This window comes from Modestobacter italicus (genome assembly GCF_000306785.1).
Taxonomy (GTDB): Bacteria; Actinomycetota; Actinomycetes; order Mycobacteriales; family Geodermatophilaceae; genus Modestobacter; species Modestobacter italicus.
On record NC_017955.1, the window covers coordinates 809534 to 824421 of the forward strand.

Genomic DNA, 14888 nt, shown 5'->3' on the forward strand with positions numbered 1-14888 from the left:
TACTCACTGACAGACAGCATGACAGAAGGAGCGACACAATGGCGACACAGGGAGCCCTCGCGCACAAAGTAGCCGGCCTGATCTCCGGCCTCGGGCTCACGCAAGAAGAGATCGGAACGATCGTCGACGCCTCCGCGCGGTCGGTCTCGCGCTGGTCCAGCGGCGAGGTCGTGCCTCAGCGGCTGAACAAGCAGCGTCTGGTGGAACTCGCCTATGTTGCCGAAGCGGTCACCGCGGTGCTGCCCCCGGATGAAGCCAATCTGTGGATGTTCGCCCCCAATCGCATGCTGGGACACGAGTCCCCCGCCGCGCGCATCCACGACGGGCACTACCGGGACGTCCTGGACCTGATCGAGGCGATTGCTAGCGGCGTGGTGGTGTGAGCGTCCCGTTGGATGAGGACGTCGTTCAGCAGGTTAACGACGCCGGGTCCACGCCGTGGTCGGGAACCGTCCACCGTTACACGGCCGCCGAGTACGAACCTCTCTCCGGAGAGGGCGCCTACAAGTTCGGCGGTCGCTGGAACCCGCGGCGCATCTTCCCGACGATCTACCTGGCCCGGCCGCTGAGCGCCTCGATGGGCGAGCTGCGCCGCCTGGCTGAAGCAACCTCGGTCGATCCGCAAGCACTTCTACGTCGGGGATACGTCCTGCACGACATCGAGGTGGTCGACCTTCCGGTGCTAGACCTACGCACCCCGGCCGCCCTTGCCTTCGTCGGACTCAGCGTCGATGACATCGCCGATGACGATTGGGCTGCGTGCCAGTCAGTAGGCCATGCGGCCTGGTTTCTCGAATACGCCGGCGTTCTGGCTCCGTCCGCCACCGGGGACGGCCACGTCCTCGCGGCGTTCGAGCACCGAATCCAGCCGGGACAGATGGCCGTCCTCGAGTCCCGACCGCTGGATCTGGAGACGTACCTGAGGCACTGCCCGCCTGCCTAGGGCCGCCAACCGGCGACTTTCGCGGAGGTGTCCCGTCCCAGTACGACGGACAGTCGAGCGATTTGGTCCGCAGCCAGTCCGCAGATAGTCCGCAGATCACCCAATCGCGACCGTCACCGACCAGCAGCGCTCAACCGTGAACCCCCAGTTCAGCGGCGAGTTCCATGGACCACCGTAAGCAGCCGAACATCGACAATCTGTTCGACATCTACCGCAACAACCTCGACGGCGAGATGTTGTACGGCGCGATCCTGCTCGCGTCGTTCTTCGGGCTCGTCGTCTTCTGGGTCTTCGGCTGGATCGCCCACCTGGCCACCGGCGCCTGGTACCGCCCGCCCCGCCGCTGACCCCTCGCTCGTCCCGTCCTGCCCGATCGGCACGTGCCGACCGGTCCTCTCCCGACCCCGAGGAAGCCCGCCATGCCCTCTGCCCGGCGCACCCCCCGCCCCTCCCGGTTGCTCGGCCCCGGCGCCGCGCTGCTGTCCGCGACCCTGCTGCTGTCCGCGTGCGGCGGCTCCGACGACGACGCCGCGGCAGCCGTCGGCGGCGACGGCGCGCTGTCGGACTGCCCGTCGACCGTGGTGCTGCAGACGAACTGGTTCCCCGAGCCCGAGCACGCCGCCGCCTACCAGCTCATCGACCCGGCCGACGCCGCCATCGACGCCGAGGCGGGCATCTACTCCGGGCCGTCGACCGCCGACGGGAACGTCACCATCGAGATCCGCGCCGGCGGCCCGTTCATCGGCTTCCAGAGCAACACCGCGCTGCTCTACACCGACGACGACGTCATGCTCGGCATGGTCGACACCGACGAGTCGGTGCGGCTCTCCGCCGAGCAGCCCACCAAGGCCGTGGTCACCCCGCTGGAGCTCAACCCGCAGGTGCTGCTCTGGGACCCGGACAAGTACGACTTCCGGTCCTTCGCCGACATCGCGGCCAGCGACGCGACCGTCCTGTACTTCCAGGGCGCGACGTACATGGACTACCTGGAGCAGCAGGGCTTCGTCCGGCCCGAGCAGCTCGACGGCTCCTTCGACGGCTCGCTGACCCGGATCGTCGCCGGCGAGGACGTCGTCATCCAGGGGTACGTGACCCAGGAACCGTGGCGGCTGGAGAACGAGTTCACCGACTTCGGCAAGGCGCCGGGGTACCTCACGCTCGGGGACGCCGGGTACGACACCTACGGCTCGGCCTGGGCCGGCACGCCCGAGTCCGTCGAGGCCAACAGCGCCTGCCTGACCCAGCTGGTGCCGCTGCTGCAGCAGGGCCAGGTCGACTACATGTACGACCCGACGCCGGTGAACGAGGCCATCTCCGGTTACCTGGAGGAGATCGGTCAGTTCTTCCAGATCACCCCGGAGCGTGCGGCGGCCATCACCGACTCGCTCAACGACGACGGCATCGTCGCCAACGCCCCGGACGGCACGCTCGGCGCCTTCGACGCCGAGCGGATGGAGCGGATGACCGGCCTGCTGACCGGCGTCTTCGACGACCTGGGCACCGAGCTGGCCGACGGCCTGACCGCCGACGACCTCTACACCAACGAGTTCATCGACCCCTCGATCAGCTACGACCCGGCCAGGTACACGACCCAGAGCGGCTCGTGAGCCGGCGACCCGGGGGAGGACCACGGTGAAGATCACCGAGATCACGGCGGCGCCGCTGCTGCGCTCCAGCGCCAACCAGCCGATGACGTTCTTCGTCGTCCGGGTGGCCACCGACGAGGGCCTCGTCGGGTACGGGGAGGCGTGCGACTGCTTCGGCGTCTCGCACCCCACCGTGCTGGCCACCATCGTCGACGACGTCCTGGCCCCGGCGCTGCTGGGCACCGAGGTGGGGGCGGGCGGTCCGGTCGTGGAGCCGGTCGTGCACGCCACCCGCCGGACGCTCGGTGCGGGCACCGTCGCCGCCCAGGCCCGCAGCGCCGTGGCCATCGCGCTCACCGACCTGGCCGGGCAGGCGGCCGGCCGGTCGGTGAGCGACGCCGCGGGGCGGGTGCGCGACAGCGTGCGGGTGTACGTCGGGAGCAGCCCGTTCCTCGAGTCCGGCCCGGCGACCCAGCACCTGGACCGGCTCGCCCCGGCGCTGGAGCGCGGCGTCGACATGGTCAAGATGCGGATAGGCCAGGACTGGCGGGCCGCGCTCCGGGTCCTCGCCGAGCTGCGCGGGCTGCTCGGGGACGCGGTCGAGGTCGCGGTGGACGCCAGCGAGTTCTTCACGCTCGCCGACGCCCTCGGCATCGCCGACGGGCTGGCCGGCCTGGACATCGCCTGGCTCGAGGAACCGCTGCCCTACGAGCAGCGCCCGGCGATCGCGGAGCTGGCGCGCCGGACCCGGGTGCCCCTGGCCTACGGGGAGCACCTGTTCACCCTGGGGGAGGCGGCCGAGGCGCTGGACGGCGGGATCACGGTCGTCCAGCCCGACGCGTCCATCTGCGGCGGCATCGAGCCGGCGCGGGCGATCGCCGGGCTGGCGGCCGCCCGAGGGGCCCGGGCGGTCGGCCACCTGCACGGTGGCGTGATCTCGATGGCGGCCAACCTCCACGTCGCGGCCTCGACGGCGGTGGACGTCCTCGAGTTCCCGGTGCACCTGGACCCGCTGCTGACCGACGACGCGGGGCTGGCCCTCGGCCTCTCCGCGATCGTCGACGGCCGGCTGCCGGTGCCGACCGGGCCGGGCCTCGGGGTGACCCTGGCGCCGGACTTCCTCGACCGGTGGGCGCTGCGGTCGTGAGGGTGCTCGTCACCGGCAGCCGCGGCCAGGTCGGCCGGGCGGTCGTCGCGCAGCTGGCCGCCCGGAGTCACGACGTCCGGGGCACCGACCTGGGCACGCCGTCCTACGGAGCCGGCGAGCCGGTGCCCTACGTCCGGGCCGACCTGACCGACGCCGGGCAGGCCGCGGCCGTCGTCCGGGACGTCGACGCGGTGGTGCACACGGCTGCCCTGCCCCGGCCCGGGATGGACCCCGACCACGTCGTCTTCGGCGTCAACACGGCGGCTGCCTTCGCGGTCGTCGACGCGGCGGCCCGCGCCGGGGTCCGCCGGTTCGTGGCGCTCTCCTCCGACAGCGTCGCGGGAATCACCTGGGCGGCGGAGCCCGGGCCGCCGGCGTTCCTGCCGATCGACGAGACGCACCCGGACCGCCCCGAGGACCCCTACGCCACGAGCAAGCAGGTGGCGGAGCTGCTCTGCGACGCGCTGGTGCGCCGCAGCGCGTGCACCGCGGTGTCGGTGCGGGCCACCTGGGTGCAGACGGCCGACACCTACGCGGGCAACCTCGGGCCGTTCCTGCGTGACCGGTCGCTGCCCAGCCCGATGTTCTGGAGCTACGTCGACGTCACCGACCTGGCCGAGCTGCTGGTGCTGGCCGTGGAGTCCGACACCCCGGGCCACGAGGTGGTCTACGCGGCCGCAGCGGACAACGCCGGTGGCCGGGACCTGCGGGGGGAGGCCCTCGCCGTGCACCCCGGGCTCGAGGTGCGACCGCTGGACCGGCCCGATGCCAGCGCGATCAGCAGCGCGAAGGCGCAGCGGCTGTTCGGCTGGGCGCCACGCCGGAGCTGGCGGGACCACCTGACCGAGGACGGCCGGTCGCTACCGTCCCGGCCATGACCGCACCGCCGCCCCCGCCGGGCTGGTACCCCGACCCCGCCGGCAGCCCCGGTACGCGCTGGTGGGACGGCCGGGGCTGGACCGACCACCTCCAGGCCCCCGCGGTGGCGGTGCATCAGGCGCCGGAACGGCGGCGGTCGGTGCTGCTCGAGCAGCCGGTGCTGGTGGTCGCGCAGAAGACCAAGCTGATCGAGCTCACCAACGAGTACGCCGTCTTCGACGGGGCCGGCCAGCAGGTCGGCGCGGTCACCCAGGTCGGGCAGAGCTCGCTGAAGAAGGCGTTCCGGCTGGTGTCGAGCCTGGACCAGTTCCTCACCCACCACCTGGAGGTCCGCGACGCCGCCGGCCCGGTGCTGGTGCTGACCCGGCCGGCGAAGGTGGTGCGGTCCCGGGTGCTGGTGGCCCGGCCGGACGGCGAGCCGGTCGGCGAGATCGCGCAGGCCAACGTCTTCGGCAGGATCCGGTTCGACCTGCTGGTCGGCGGCCGGCCCGTCGGTGCGATCCAGGCGGAGAACTGGCGGGCCTGGGACTTCGCGGTCAGCGACGGGTCGGGTGCCGAGGTCGCCCGGATCACCAAGAAGTGGGAGGGGTTCGCCCGCACGCTGTTCACCACCGCGGACAACTACGTCGTCCAGGTGCACCAGCGGCTGGAGGACCCGCTGGCCAGCCTCGTGCTGGCCAGCGCGCTGACCGTCGACACCGCGCTGAAGCAGGACGACCGGGGCCTCAACTGAGCCGTGCACGGGTGCCCGCCGGGCGGCGCGGGTAGAGTCGTGGACGTCCGGGCCGGGCGACCTGTGTCCCCGGGCTCCACTAGATAACTGCCGCCGCGGAACACCGCCCCGACCTCGGTCGGGGGCTGGAGCCGCGGATGTGCAAACCGCCGCGAGGCGACCAGCGTCCGGTCCGGACCCAGACGCAGAACGGCCCCCGTCCACCAGGACGGGGGCCGTTCTGCGTGTCAGGCCCTCGTGCAGGGTCCCGCCGCGAGCGTGCGAGCGGTGGGGGGCACGGAGGTCCTTCTACTCGGTCTGGCCGAGCAGCCAGCCGTGCTCGCCGGTCAGCGCGTTGGCCGCCGCCGGCCCCCACGAGCCGGGGGCGTAGGGGTGCACCTCGGGCCGGGCGTCGAGCACCGGCTGCAGCGCCCGCCAGGTCTGCGCCAGCCCCTCGCTGGTGGTGAACAGCGACCGGTCGCCGATCAGCACGTCGTGGATCAGCGAGACGTAGGGCGCCAGCGGCTCGCCGCCGGGGATCTTCGACAGGTCCAGCGAGACCCGCGCCGGGGCCATCGCCAGGTCCGGCCCCGGCTTCTTGGCCATCACGTCGATGTCCACGGCGCCCGCGCCGGCCAGCGACAGCGAGACCACGTTGCCGTTGGCGGGCACGTCGTTGACCGGGCCCTTGGGGCGGTGCAGCACCAGGCTCACCCGCTGCTGCTTGGCCGCCATCCGCTTGCCGGTGCGCAGCAGGAAGGGCACACCCCGCCAGCGGCCGGTGTCGATGAACAGCCGGGCGGCCACGTAGGTGTCGGTGTCGCTGTCGTCCGGCACGCCGTCCAGCTCGCGGTAGCCCTCGAACTGGCCGAGGACGACGTCCTCGGGCGCGAGCGGGCGGAAGTTGGCCAGCACCGACTCGCGGGCGGAGAGGATGTCGTCGGCCGAGAAGCTCACCGGGGGCTCCATGGCGACCTCGGCGGCGACCTGGAACAGGTGGGTGACCAGCATGTCCAGCGTCGCGCCGGTGGCGTCGTAGAAGTCGGCCCGGTCGGCGACGTCGAGGTCCTCGGGGACGTCGATCTGCACCTGCGCCACGTGCTCGCGGCTCCACATGGGCTCGAAGAGGCCGTTGGCGAAGCGCAGCGCGTGCAGGTCCTGCGTGCCCTCCTTGCCCAGGAAGTGGTCGATCCGGAAGACCTGCTCCTCGTCGAAGACCGAGTGCACCAGGTCGTCGAGCTCGCGGAAGCCCTCGGGGGAGGCGCCGAACGGCTTCTCGTACACGACCCGGGCGCCCTCGCCGAGACCGTGGGCGCCCAGCGCCCGGGTGTAGTCGGTGAAGGCCTTGGGCGGCAGGGAGAGGTAGTGCACGAGCTGGGCGTCGTCGCCGATCTCCTTGCGGGCGGTGGCGACGGCGTCGAGCAGCTGGCCGGGGTCGTCGGCGGTGAACCCACCGCCGGCGAAGCGCAGCCGCTGGGCGAAGTCGTCCCACGGGCCCTCGTCCGGGTCGGGCCCGAACTCCGCGAGCGCGCTGCGGACGTGCTCGACGAACTCCTCGTCGGTGCGCTCACCGCGCCCGCTGCCGATCAGCCGCCAGTCCTCCGGGAGCAGGCCGTGCTGGGCCAGCTCGAAGAAGGCCGGCAGCACCATCCGGCGGGCCAGGTCGCCGGTCGCGCCGTAGAGCACGAACACGGTGGGGGTCAGTTCGTTCGTCCCGGTGGGGGGCACAATGCTCCTCTCGCTGGGCGCCGGTGCGGCGCCCTGGGTGGTCGGTGTGCCCGACGGTGAGTCCCCACGCCGATGAGGTGGACGATCCGCGGAGCAACTGCGTTGTGTGGAACCACGGACGGCGGGGCAGCAGTCCCAGGTGACCCGATGTCGCCGATCCCTGCTGGTCCTACCCACCGCAGCCGCGCTCATCCTGCTCTCCGGCTGCGGGGACGACGCGCCTGAGGGCGATGCCCCGGCGTCGTCCCCGGCGACGGCGGGGGAGACCACCGTCGCGCCCGAGGGCGAGTCGGGCAGCGACCAGCAGGCCGATCTGGAGTTCGAGGACCAGTCCGGCGACGGCAGCAGCGTCGTCGTGGACACCGTCTCCGCACCGCAGGGTGGCTTCGTGGTCGTCACCGCCGAGGGTGCCGACGCCCCGCTCGGCTCGGTGCAGGTCCAGGTCGGGACGACGGACGACGTGCAGGTGCCGCTGGACACGCCGCTGACCGCGAGCACCGATCTCACCGCGACCCTGGTCGCCGACACCGACGGGGACGGCGCGTTCGACCCGACCGCCGACGAGGCCGTGCCCGAGCCGATCTCCGGTGACGACAGCTCGGACGACGCCTCCGACGACACCGACGTGGTCGACGACGGCGCCGCGTACTCCCTCGGCTGACGTCGGGATGCCGCCGGTGCCGGGGGTCATTAACGTGACCCGGACCACCGACGTCAGCAGCGAAGGGGACCTCCATGGCCGGCGCGGTGCAGCAGGCACCCCCTGAACAGCACCGGTTGCCGGTGCGCACGCTGGTCTCGGCCAGCATCGGCAATGCCGTCGAGTGGTTCGACTGGACGGTCTACGCGACCTTCCTGGTGTACTTCTCCACCCAGTTCTTCCCCAAGGAGAACGAGGCGCTGGCGCTGATCGGCACCACGTCCACCTACGCGCTGGCGTTCTTCTTCCGGCCGTTGGGTGGCTGGCTGCTCGGCCGCTTCGCCGACCTGCGCGGACGCAAGGCCGGGATGCTGCTCACCATCCTGCTGATGGCCGGCGGTTCGCTGGTGATCGCGATCCTGCCGACCTACGAGCAGGTGGGGTGGCTGGCACCCCTGTTCCTGCTGCTCGCCCGGATCGCCCAGGGCATGTCGCTCGGTGGTGAGGTCTCCAACGCCTCGGCCTACCTGGCGGAGATCGCCCCACCGGCGCGCCGCGGCAGGTACTCCGCCTTCTTCTACATCTCGACCGGCACCGCGCTGCTGGCCGCCTCCCTGCTCGGTGTGCTGCTCACCAACGTGCTCGACGACGACCAGCTCAGCTCCTACGGCTGGCGCATCGCCTTCGCGGCCGGCGGCCTGCTGGGCCTCGTGGGGCTGTGGCTGCGCCGGTCGCTCAGCGAGACCGACCAGTTCGAGGAGAACGCGGCCAAGGCGCGAGCGACGAAGAACCCGCTGCTGCTGACCGTCAAGGAGCACCCGCGGGCGGTGCTGCAGCTGTGCGCCTTCACCATGCTGTCGACGCTGTCGTACTACACGTTCTTCAGCGCGCTGACGCCCTTCGCGATCAACTTCCGGGACGCCGACGCCAACGACGTCTTCCTCGCCCTCTCGATCGGCACCGCGCTGTTCGTCGCCTGCTGCTACCCGTTCGGGGCGCTGTCGGACCGGTTCGGCCGCAAGCCGCAGATGCTGGTGTGGTCCGCGGCCATCGCGGTGCTGATCGTCCCGCTGTCCTTCCTGGTGCAGGACCGGCTCGCCTCGCTGGTGGTGGTGTTCAGCGTCGGCCTCGTGCTCTACGCCCTGCTGGCCTCCATCGCCCCGGCGATCATGAGCGAGCTGTTCCCGACCGAGCTGCGGGCCACCGGCATCGGCGCCTGGTACAACCTCACGGTCGCCGTCTTCGGCGGGACGGCGCCGCTGGTCATCACCGCGTTGTCCGAGGCCGACCACCCGCTCTGGTTCTTCTGGTACGTCGCCGCGGCCGCGGTCGTGGCGTTCTGCGCGATCCTCACCCTCCCCGAGACCCGGGGGAGCGAGCTCCGCTGAGGTCCGGCTGAGGCCCGTCTGAGGTCCTGCTGAGGCACCTCAGACCCCCCGCAGCCGCCAGGACTGCCCGGTCGACCGATGCCCGAGGTGCCCCCTCAGGACGACCGTTCTCCTCGTTCCACCCGGACGAGACGAGGAGACGGTCATGACCGCGCACTACCCCAACCCCGCACTGGAGGCCGAGCTGGCCTACCGCCGCGAGCGCATCGAGCAGGCCTTCGCCACCGGCAGCCGGCGCGGCTCCTGGACCTCCCGGCGGCGGCGGACGCGCTGAGCGTGCGCCCGGACCTGTCGCAGGCTTCTGCCACGATCGAGGGCATGCCGCGCTGGGACGAGGGTCCGCTGGTGGGCCGTGCCGACGAGCTGGCCCGGCTGCTGGCGCACGTCGACCGGGCGGTCGAGGGGCGCCCCTCGGCCGTGCTGGTCGCCGGTGACGCCGGCGTGGGCAAGACCCGCCTGCTCGACGAGCTGGCCCGCCGGTCGGCCGAGCGGGGCGTGCGGGTGCTCACCGGGCACTGCGTCGACCTCGGGGACGTCGGCCTGCCCTACCTCCCGTTCGTCGACCTGCTGCGCCCGGTCGCGGCCGACCCCGAGCTGAGCGCGGTGCTGGCCGACCACCCGGTGCTGGCCGGACTGCTCACCGGCCGGCCGGGCGCACCGGTGCCCGGCCCACCGGAGGACGACCCCGACCGCGGCAGCCCGCTGGGCCGCGGCGCGCTCCGGCCGCCGGCCGAGGACGGCCGGCTGCAGCTGTTCGAGGCGGTCGCCGCGCTGCTCACCCAGGTCGCCGCGGACCGTCCGCTGCTGGTCGTGCTGGAGGACCTGCACTGGGCGGACAGGTCCAGCCGGGACCTGCTGCGCTACCTGCTCGCCCGGTTGCTGGCCCGGCTGGTCGACGAGCCCATCACCGTCGTCGTCACCTACCGCGCCGACGACCTGCACCGGCGGCACCCGCTCCGGCCGCTGCTGGCCGAGCTCGTCCGGCTGCCCGGGGTCGAGCGGCTGACCCTGGAGCCGTTGCCCGACGCCGACGTCGACACCCTCGTCCGCGGGCTGGCCGCCGACTCCGGCGGGCTCGCCGAGGGCACGGTGGAGGACGTCGTGGCCCGGGCCGAGGGCAACGCGTTCTACGCCGAGGAGCTGCTGGCGGCCGGGCTGGCCGGCGAGGCGCTGCCGATGGGGCTCACCGACGTCCTGCTGGCCCGGGTGGAGCAGCTCAGCCCGGCGGCCCAGCAGGTGCTGCGGGTGGCCGCGGTGGCCGGCCGGCAGGTGCGCCACGAGCTGGTGTCGGCGGTCTCCCCGCAGTCGCCGGAGGAGACCGAGCGGGCGCTGGGCGAGGCCGTGCACCACCACCTGCTGGTCGTCTCCGACGCCGGCCGCTACCGCTTCCGGCACGCGCTGCTGCGCGAGGCGGTGCTCGCCGACCTGCTCCCCGGGGAGCGGGTGCGGCTGCACGCCGAGGTCGCCGCGCACCTGAGCGCGCACCCGGGTGCCGGCACCGCCGCGGAGCGGGCGCACCACGCGCGGGAGAGCAACGACCTGCCCGGTGCGCTGAGCGCGTCGCTGGAGGCGGCCGACGCCGCCCGGCGGGTCGGTGCGCCGGCCGAGCAGCTGCAGCACCTGGAGGCCGCGCTCGCACTGTGGGCCGCCGTGCCCGACGCCGCCGAGCGCGCCGGCCGGGAGCAGTGGGAGCTGCTGCTGGACACCGCCGCCGCGGCCCGGGCTGGCGGGGAGCTGCACCGGGCGGTGGCGATGCTGCGCTCGGCGCAGCAGCTGCTCGGCCCGGACGGCGACCCGGAGGCGCGGGCGCGGGTGCACTACACCCTGGCCCGGGGGCTGACCCGGATCGAGGAGACCGCCGACGCGCTGCGCGAGGGCGAGCTGGCGCTGCAGCTGGTGCCGGCGCAGCCGCCGTCGGTGGCGCGCACCTGGGCGGTGGCCACCCACGCCCGCACGCTGTACGCGCTGGGCCGGATCGCCGAGGGCGACGCCGCAGCCGACGAGGCGCTCGCCGCCGCCGACGCGCTGGGCCTGGACGGTGCCTGGGCCGACACCGCGATCTCGCTGGCCCGGGTGCAGGGCGCCGGTGACCTGCCGACCGTGCGCGCCCGGCTGCACGAGGCCCGGCTGCGCGCCGAGCGGTCCGGGGACGCCGACGTGGAGACCCGGGTGTGGTTCAGCCTGGCGATCGTGGCCCACGAGGCCGGGGAGCTGGAGGAGACGCTGGCGCAGGCGGGCGCGGGCCTCGACCGCGCCCGGGCGCTGGGCGTGGAGTGGTCGTTCTACGGCGCCGAGCTCCGCCACCTGGAGGTCGTCGCCCGCTACGCGACGGGTGACTGGGACGGCAGCCTGGCCGCGGCCGACGAGCTCGCCCGGGTGCCGGACATGGCGGCGCACGTGCGCGCCGACGGGCTGCTGGTGCTGGTCGGCCGGGGTGACCCGGCCGTCCGCGAGCGGCTGGCCTGGGCGCAGGGCCTCGCCACCCGCTGGGACTCGCACGTGCTGCTCATGCTGGCCACCGTCTCGGCCGAGATCGAGCTGGCGGCGGCGGCCGGGGACGCCCGGACGGCCGCCGACCGGGCGCGCTGGGCCGACGAGCGGCTGCACGCGCTGTGGGGGGAGGACCGGCCGGCGACGGTGCGGTTGGCGGCTTCGGCGGTGGGCGCGGTCGCCGACGCGGCCGCCACCGCCCGGGCGAACGGCGACCGCGAGGCGCTGGCCGGCTGGGTGGCCGAGGGGGAGGCGCTGGCGGAGCTGGCCCGGGCGGCGGCGCGGGCGCACGACGCGGCGGTCGGCGAGCTCGGGGTCGAGGCGCAGGCGTGGTGCGCGCGGCTGGAGGCCGAGCTGGGCCGGCTGCGCGGGAGCGCGTCGCCGGAGGCCTGGCGGCAGGTGGTCGAGCTGTTCGGCTACGGGCACGTCTACGAGCAGGCGCGGTCCCGCTTCCGGCTGGCCGAGGCGCTGCTGGCGGCCGACGACCGGCCGGGGGCCGCCGTCGAGCTGACCGCGGCGCACGAGGTGGCGGTGCGGCTGGGGGCGGCGCCGCTGCGCACGGCCGTCGAGGCGCTGGCCCGGCGTGGGCGGCTGGAGCTGCCCGGGCTGCCCCGGCCGGCGGAGGTCTCCGCGGTGCTGACCCCGCGGGAGGTCGAGGTGCTCGCGCTGATGGCGCAGGGGCGGACCAACCGGCAGATCGGTGCGGAGCTGTTCATCAGCGAGAAGACGGCCAGCGTGCACGTGAGCAACATCCTGGCGAAGTTCGGCGCCTCCGGCCGCACCGAGGCGGTCGCCCTGGCCGCCGCCCGCGGCCTGCTGTCCTGACCTCACGTACGCGGGCGGCCTCCCCCTGTGCGTTGCAGGTGCAACGCCGACGGGACGCGTGCGCTGGACCTCGCTGGGACCGTCAGCCGGCGGTCGGGGCCGTGCGGTCGCTGCTGAGCCGGCCGCGCAGCCGCTCGACCCACTGGTCGAGCAGGTTGGTGCGGTCCGCCGGGCCGGCGGGCGCCGGCGGCATGAGCACCCACAGCGCCAGGTAGATCGGGATGCCCAGCCCACCGGTGAGGGTGAGGACGGCGAAGCCGACCCGCCACAGGAGCGCGTCGACGCCGGTGTGCTCGGCCAGGCCGCCGCTGACGCCGCCGAGCATCATCTCGGTGCGGCTGCGGAACAGCGGCGGGCGAGCGGTGGAGTCCGGGCCGGGGAGCGGGGTCGATGTCATGACACGAGCCTGCGCGGTGCGAGGCGTCCGGCACATCGGTGAACGCCCGGACCCGTCCCGGATCCCGCGACTCAGGGGAACCCCCGATGTGCGCATCGGCTGTCACCCGTCCGTGCTCGGCCCGTCGCTGACGCTGACGGTCCGGCGAGTGGGCAGTTGCGGTCGCCGACACGGGCGGACACGCCGCCGCGGGCGACCGGAACTGCTCAGTCGGCGCGGGCGGGGCTCACAACATCGTGCGGAGACGCTCCCGGCGGGCGCGCAGGACCTCGACCGACGCCGAGGCCGACGGCGGGCCGGGCACCGACTGGCGGAGCTGGGTGTGCACCACGGCCTGCGGCTGCGAGGTCTTCGCCGCGATCCGGTTCACCAGCCGGTTGATCTCCCGGCGCAGCTCGGCGACGTCCCGCCAGCCGCGGCCGGGCAGCTCCTCCTCCGGGTGGTCCTCGACGACCATGAAGCCGTCCTCGTCGTCCCCGCGGCGGTGCGACGCGGCGATCCGGAGCCGCAGCTCGTCGTCCCGCTTGGACAGCAGCTCCGCGGTCTGCGCGGCGGTGAGCAGCCCGGGGATGCCCAGGAAGTCCTCGTCCTCGGCCTCCAGCGGCGCGCCGGCCGAGCTGCCCTCGCCGGTGTGCGCCGTCCCGCTGTGCAGCACGTGCGCGAACCGGGCGTCGGCCTCCAGCGCCTCCCACTGCTTCATCTCGCCCTCGCGGGGCTCCCGCGGCGGCAGGTCCAGCTCCTCGAGGTCCTCGTCCGGCTGGGACTTCGGCGGCGGGATGACGTGGTTGCGCTGCTCCTCCATCGCGGCGGCCAGCGACAGCAGCGGCCGGACGGCGGGCAGGAACACCGTCGCCGACTCGTGCGGTCCGCGGGCTCGCACGACGCGGCCGACGGCCTGGGCGAAGAACAGCGGCGTCCGGTAGGAGGTCATCCAGGCCAGGACAGCGGCCCGCGGCACGTCGACGCCCTCGGAGACCATCCGCACGCAGACCGCGATCCGGGCGCCGCCGAGGTTGAACTTCTCGATCTTCTTCGACGCCTTCGGGTCGTCGGAGAGGATCAGCTCCGGCGCCTTCCCGGTGACCCGGCGGACGATCTTGGCGTACTCCCGGGCGTCGTCCTGGTCGCTGGCCAGCACCAGCCCGGCGGCGTCCGGCATGCCGGTCTCGCGCAGGTGGGTGATCCGGTCGTCCATCGCGGCGATGACGTGCGGCACCCACTGGCCCTTGGGGTCCAGCGCGGTGCGCCAGGCCTGCATCTCCACCGAGCGGGTGCCGGCCTCCGACAGCGACGCGGCGACCACCTCGCCGGCCGAGTTCCGCCACCGCGAGGTGCCGGTGTACGCGGCGAAGACCACCGGCCGGACGACGTTGTCCGCCAGCGCCTCCTTGTAGCCGTAGGTGAAGTCGGCGACGCTCATCAGCCCGCCCTGGCCCTCGAACCCGTCCTCCACGTACCGGACGAACGGGATGCGCTCGTCGGCCTTGGTGCGGAACGGTGTCCCGGTCAGCGACAGCCGGCGCGCGGCGCGACCGAACGCCTCCTCGGTCGCCTCACCCCAGGACAGCCCGTCGCCGGCGTGGTGCACCTCGTCGAGGATCACCAGCGTCTTGACCGCGGTCGCCCGGGCGGCGTGCAGCATCGGCTTGCCGGCGACCTGGGCGTAGGTGGTGACGTAGCCCTGGGTGCCGGCCCGGACCGGCCCGACGGCGTTGGTCAGCCCGGGGTCGAGCACGATGCCCATCCGGTCGGCCGCGTCGGCCCACTGCAGCCGCAGGTGGTCGGTCGGGCAGACCACGACCACCCGGGCCACCTCGCGCCGGGTGAGCAGCCGCGCGGCCAGGGTCAGCGCGAACGTCGTCTTGCCGGCGCCGGGGGTCGCGGTGACCAGGAAGTCCTTCGGCGAGGTCTCCTCGTAGCTGGCCAGTGCGGCCTGCTGCCACGCTCGGAGCGGTCGGCTGGTCGTCTGCGGGCCCAGTGTCTCCGCTCGTGCTGCAGTCCCCATGTCGCGGTCCATCTTGGTCGGCGGGGAGGCAACACGCCCAACCGGGGGCCTCCCGCGCGCCTCCTCCGCGACGACGTATAGGAGGCCGGCGCACCCGCTCTGACCTGCGGCGATGCCACGACGGTCGGGCCGGGTGTGGCACAGGTCA

General features: G+C 73.8%; 14 protein-coding genes. 11 read left to right on the top strand and 3 right to left on the bottom strand.

Annotation, left to right across the window (positions count from 1 at the left end; translation table 11 throughout):
• Nucleotides 1-38: 38 nt before the first annotated feature.
• From MODMU_RS03915 to MODMU_RS03945, 7 genes are all read left to right on the top strand, one after another.
• Nucleotides 39-383 (top strand): antitoxin Xre/MbcA/ParS toxin-binding domain-containing protein, encoded by a 345-nt coding sequence (locus MODMU_RS03915; RefSeq protein WP_014738873.1) that lies wholly within the window; start codon nucleotides 39-41, stop codon nucleotides 381-383.
• Entirely contained in the window at nucleotides 380-943 is a 564-nt protein-coding gene (locus tag MODMU_RS03920; protein WP_014738874.1) for an RES family NAD+ phosphorylase, read from the top strand. The genes MODMU_RS03915 and MODMU_RS03920 overlap by 4 nt, the downstream gene beginning before the upstream one ends.
• 164 nt (nucleotides 944-1107) lie before the next feature.
• Entirely contained in the window at nucleotides 1108-1290 is a 183-nt protein-coding gene (locus MODMU_RS03925) for a hypothetical protein (protein ID WP_014738875.1), read from the top strand.
• A gap of 72 nt (nucleotides 1291-1362) precedes the next feature.
• On the top strand, nucleotides 1363-2550 hold the full coding sequence (locus MODMU_RS03930) for a substrate-binding domain-containing protein (RefSeq protein ID WP_014738876.1): 1188 nt from the start codon (nucleotides 1363-1365) through the stop codon (nucleotides 2548-2550).
• 25 nt (nucleotides 2551-2575) lie between these two features.
• Complete coding sequence (locus tag MODMU_RS03935) at nucleotides 2576-3676, top strand: mandelate racemase/muconate lactonizing enzyme family protein (protein WP_014738877.1); 1101 nt, start codon at nucleotides 2576-2578, stop codon at nucleotides 3674-3676.
• Complete coding sequence (locus MODMU_RS03940) at nucleotides 3673-4554, top strand: NAD-dependent epimerase/dehydratase family protein (RefSeq protein ID WP_041795893.1); 882 nt, start codon at nucleotides 3673-3675, stop codon at nucleotides 4552-4554. The genes MODMU_RS03935 and MODMU_RS03940 overlap by 4 nt, the downstream gene beginning before the upstream one ends.
• Nucleotides 4551-5288 (top strand): phospholipid scramblase-related protein, encoded by a 738-nt coding sequence (locus MODMU_RS03945; protein WP_014738879.1) that lies wholly within the window; start codon nucleotides 4551-4553, stop codon nucleotides 5286-5288. Before MODMU_RS03940 ends, MODMU_RS03945 begins: the two co-directional genes overlap by 4 nt.
• 288 nt (nucleotides 5289-5576) lie before the next feature.
• On the opposite strand, the gene MODMU_RS03950 is transcribed toward MODMU_RS03945, so the two are convergent.
• Nucleotides 5577-6995, bottom strand: a complete 1419-nt coding sequence (locus MODMU_RS03950) for a glucose-6-phosphate dehydrogenase (RefSeq protein ID WP_041794935.1) — start codon at nucleotides 6993-6995, stop codon at nucleotides 5577-5579.
• Between the two features lie 139 nt (nucleotides 6996-7134).
• Here MODMU_RS03950 and MODMU_RS28320 point away from each other — a divergent pair, with 139 nt between their 5' ends.
• The 4 genes from MODMU_RS28320 (at nucleotide 7135) to MODMU_RS29935 (ending at nucleotide 12338) form a co-directional block, all read left to right on the top strand.
• Complete coding sequence (locus tag MODMU_RS28320; protein ID WP_014738881.1) at nucleotides 7135-7656, top strand: DUF7282 domain-containing protein; 522 nt, start codon at nucleotides 7135-7137, stop codon at nucleotides 7654-7656.
• Nucleotides 7657-7730: 74 nt separating this feature from the next.
• Nucleotides 7731-9023: an MFS transporter gene (locus MODMU_RS03960; protein ID WP_014738882.1), complete on the top strand. Its 1293-nt coding sequence runs from the start codon at nucleotides 7731-7733 to the stop codon at nucleotides 9021-9023.
• A 145-nt stretch (nucleotides 9024-9168) separates the two neighbouring features.
• Entirely contained in the window at nucleotides 9169-9297 is a 129-nt protein-coding gene (locus tag MODMU_RS29930) for a hypothetical protein (protein WP_269454060.1), read from the top strand.
• A 44-nt stretch (nucleotides 9298-9341) separates the two neighbouring features.
• On the top strand, nucleotides 9342-12338 hold the full coding sequence (locus MODMU_RS29935; RefSeq protein WP_041795894.1) for a helix-turn-helix transcriptional regulator: 2997 nt from the start codon (nucleotides 9342-9344) through the stop codon (nucleotides 12336-12338).
• Between the two features lie 82 nt (nucleotides 12339-12420).
• On the opposite strand, the gene MODMU_RS03970 is transcribed toward MODMU_RS29935, so the two are convergent.
• Together MODMU_RS03970 and MODMU_RS29940 are read right to left on the bottom strand one after the other, a co-directional pair.
• Nucleotides 12421-12735: a PspC domain-containing protein gene (locus MODMU_RS03970; protein WP_014738884.1), complete on the bottom strand. Its 315-nt coding sequence runs from the start codon at nucleotides 12733-12735 to the stop codon at nucleotides 12421-12423.
• A 226-nt stretch (nucleotides 12736-12961) separates the two neighbouring features.
• Nucleotides 12962-14740: a DEAD/DEAH box helicase gene (locus MODMU_RS29940; protein ID WP_014738885.1), complete on the bottom strand. Its 1779-nt coding sequence runs from the start codon at nucleotides 14738-14740 to the stop codon at nucleotides 12962-12964.
• Nucleotides 14741-14888 lie beyond the last annotated feature (148 nt).

Coding starts and splice junctions, on each gene's coding strand:
- MODMU_RS03930 (WP_014738876.1), top strand. CDS start 1,363: ATGCCCTCTGCCCGGCGCACCCCCCGCCCCTCCCGGTTGCTCGGCCCC.
- MODMU_RS29935 (WP_041795894.1), top strand. CDS start 9,342: ATGCCGCGCTGGGACGAGGGTCCGCTGGTGGGCCGTGCCGACGAGCTG.
- MODMU_RS29930 (WP_269454060.1), top strand. CDS start 9,169: ATGACCGCGCACTACCCCAACCCCGCACTGGAGGCCGAGCTGGCCTAC.
- MODMU_RS03960 (WP_014738882.1), top strand. CDS start 7,731: ATGGCCGGCGCGGTGCAGCAGGCACCCCCTGAACAGCACCGGTTGCCG.
- MODMU_RS29940 (WP_014738885.1), bottom strand. CDS start 14,740: ATGGGGACTGCAGCACGAGCGGAGACACTGGGCCCGCAGACGACCAGC.
- MODMU_RS03970 (WP_014738884.1), bottom strand. CDS start 12,735: ATGACATCGACCCCGCTCCCCGGCCCGGACTCCACCGCTCGCCCGCCG.
- MODMU_RS03925 (WP_014738875.1), top strand. CDS start 1,108: ATGGACCACCGTAAGCAGCCGAACATCGACAATCTGTTCGACATCTAC.
- MODMU_RS03915 (WP_014738873.1), top strand. CDS start 39: ATGGCGACACAGGGAGCCCTCGCGCACAAAGTAGCCGGCCTGATCTCC.
- MODMU_RS03945 (WP_014738879.1), top strand. CDS start 4,551: ATGACCGCACCGCCGCCCCCGCCGGGCTGGTACCCCGACCCCGCCGGC.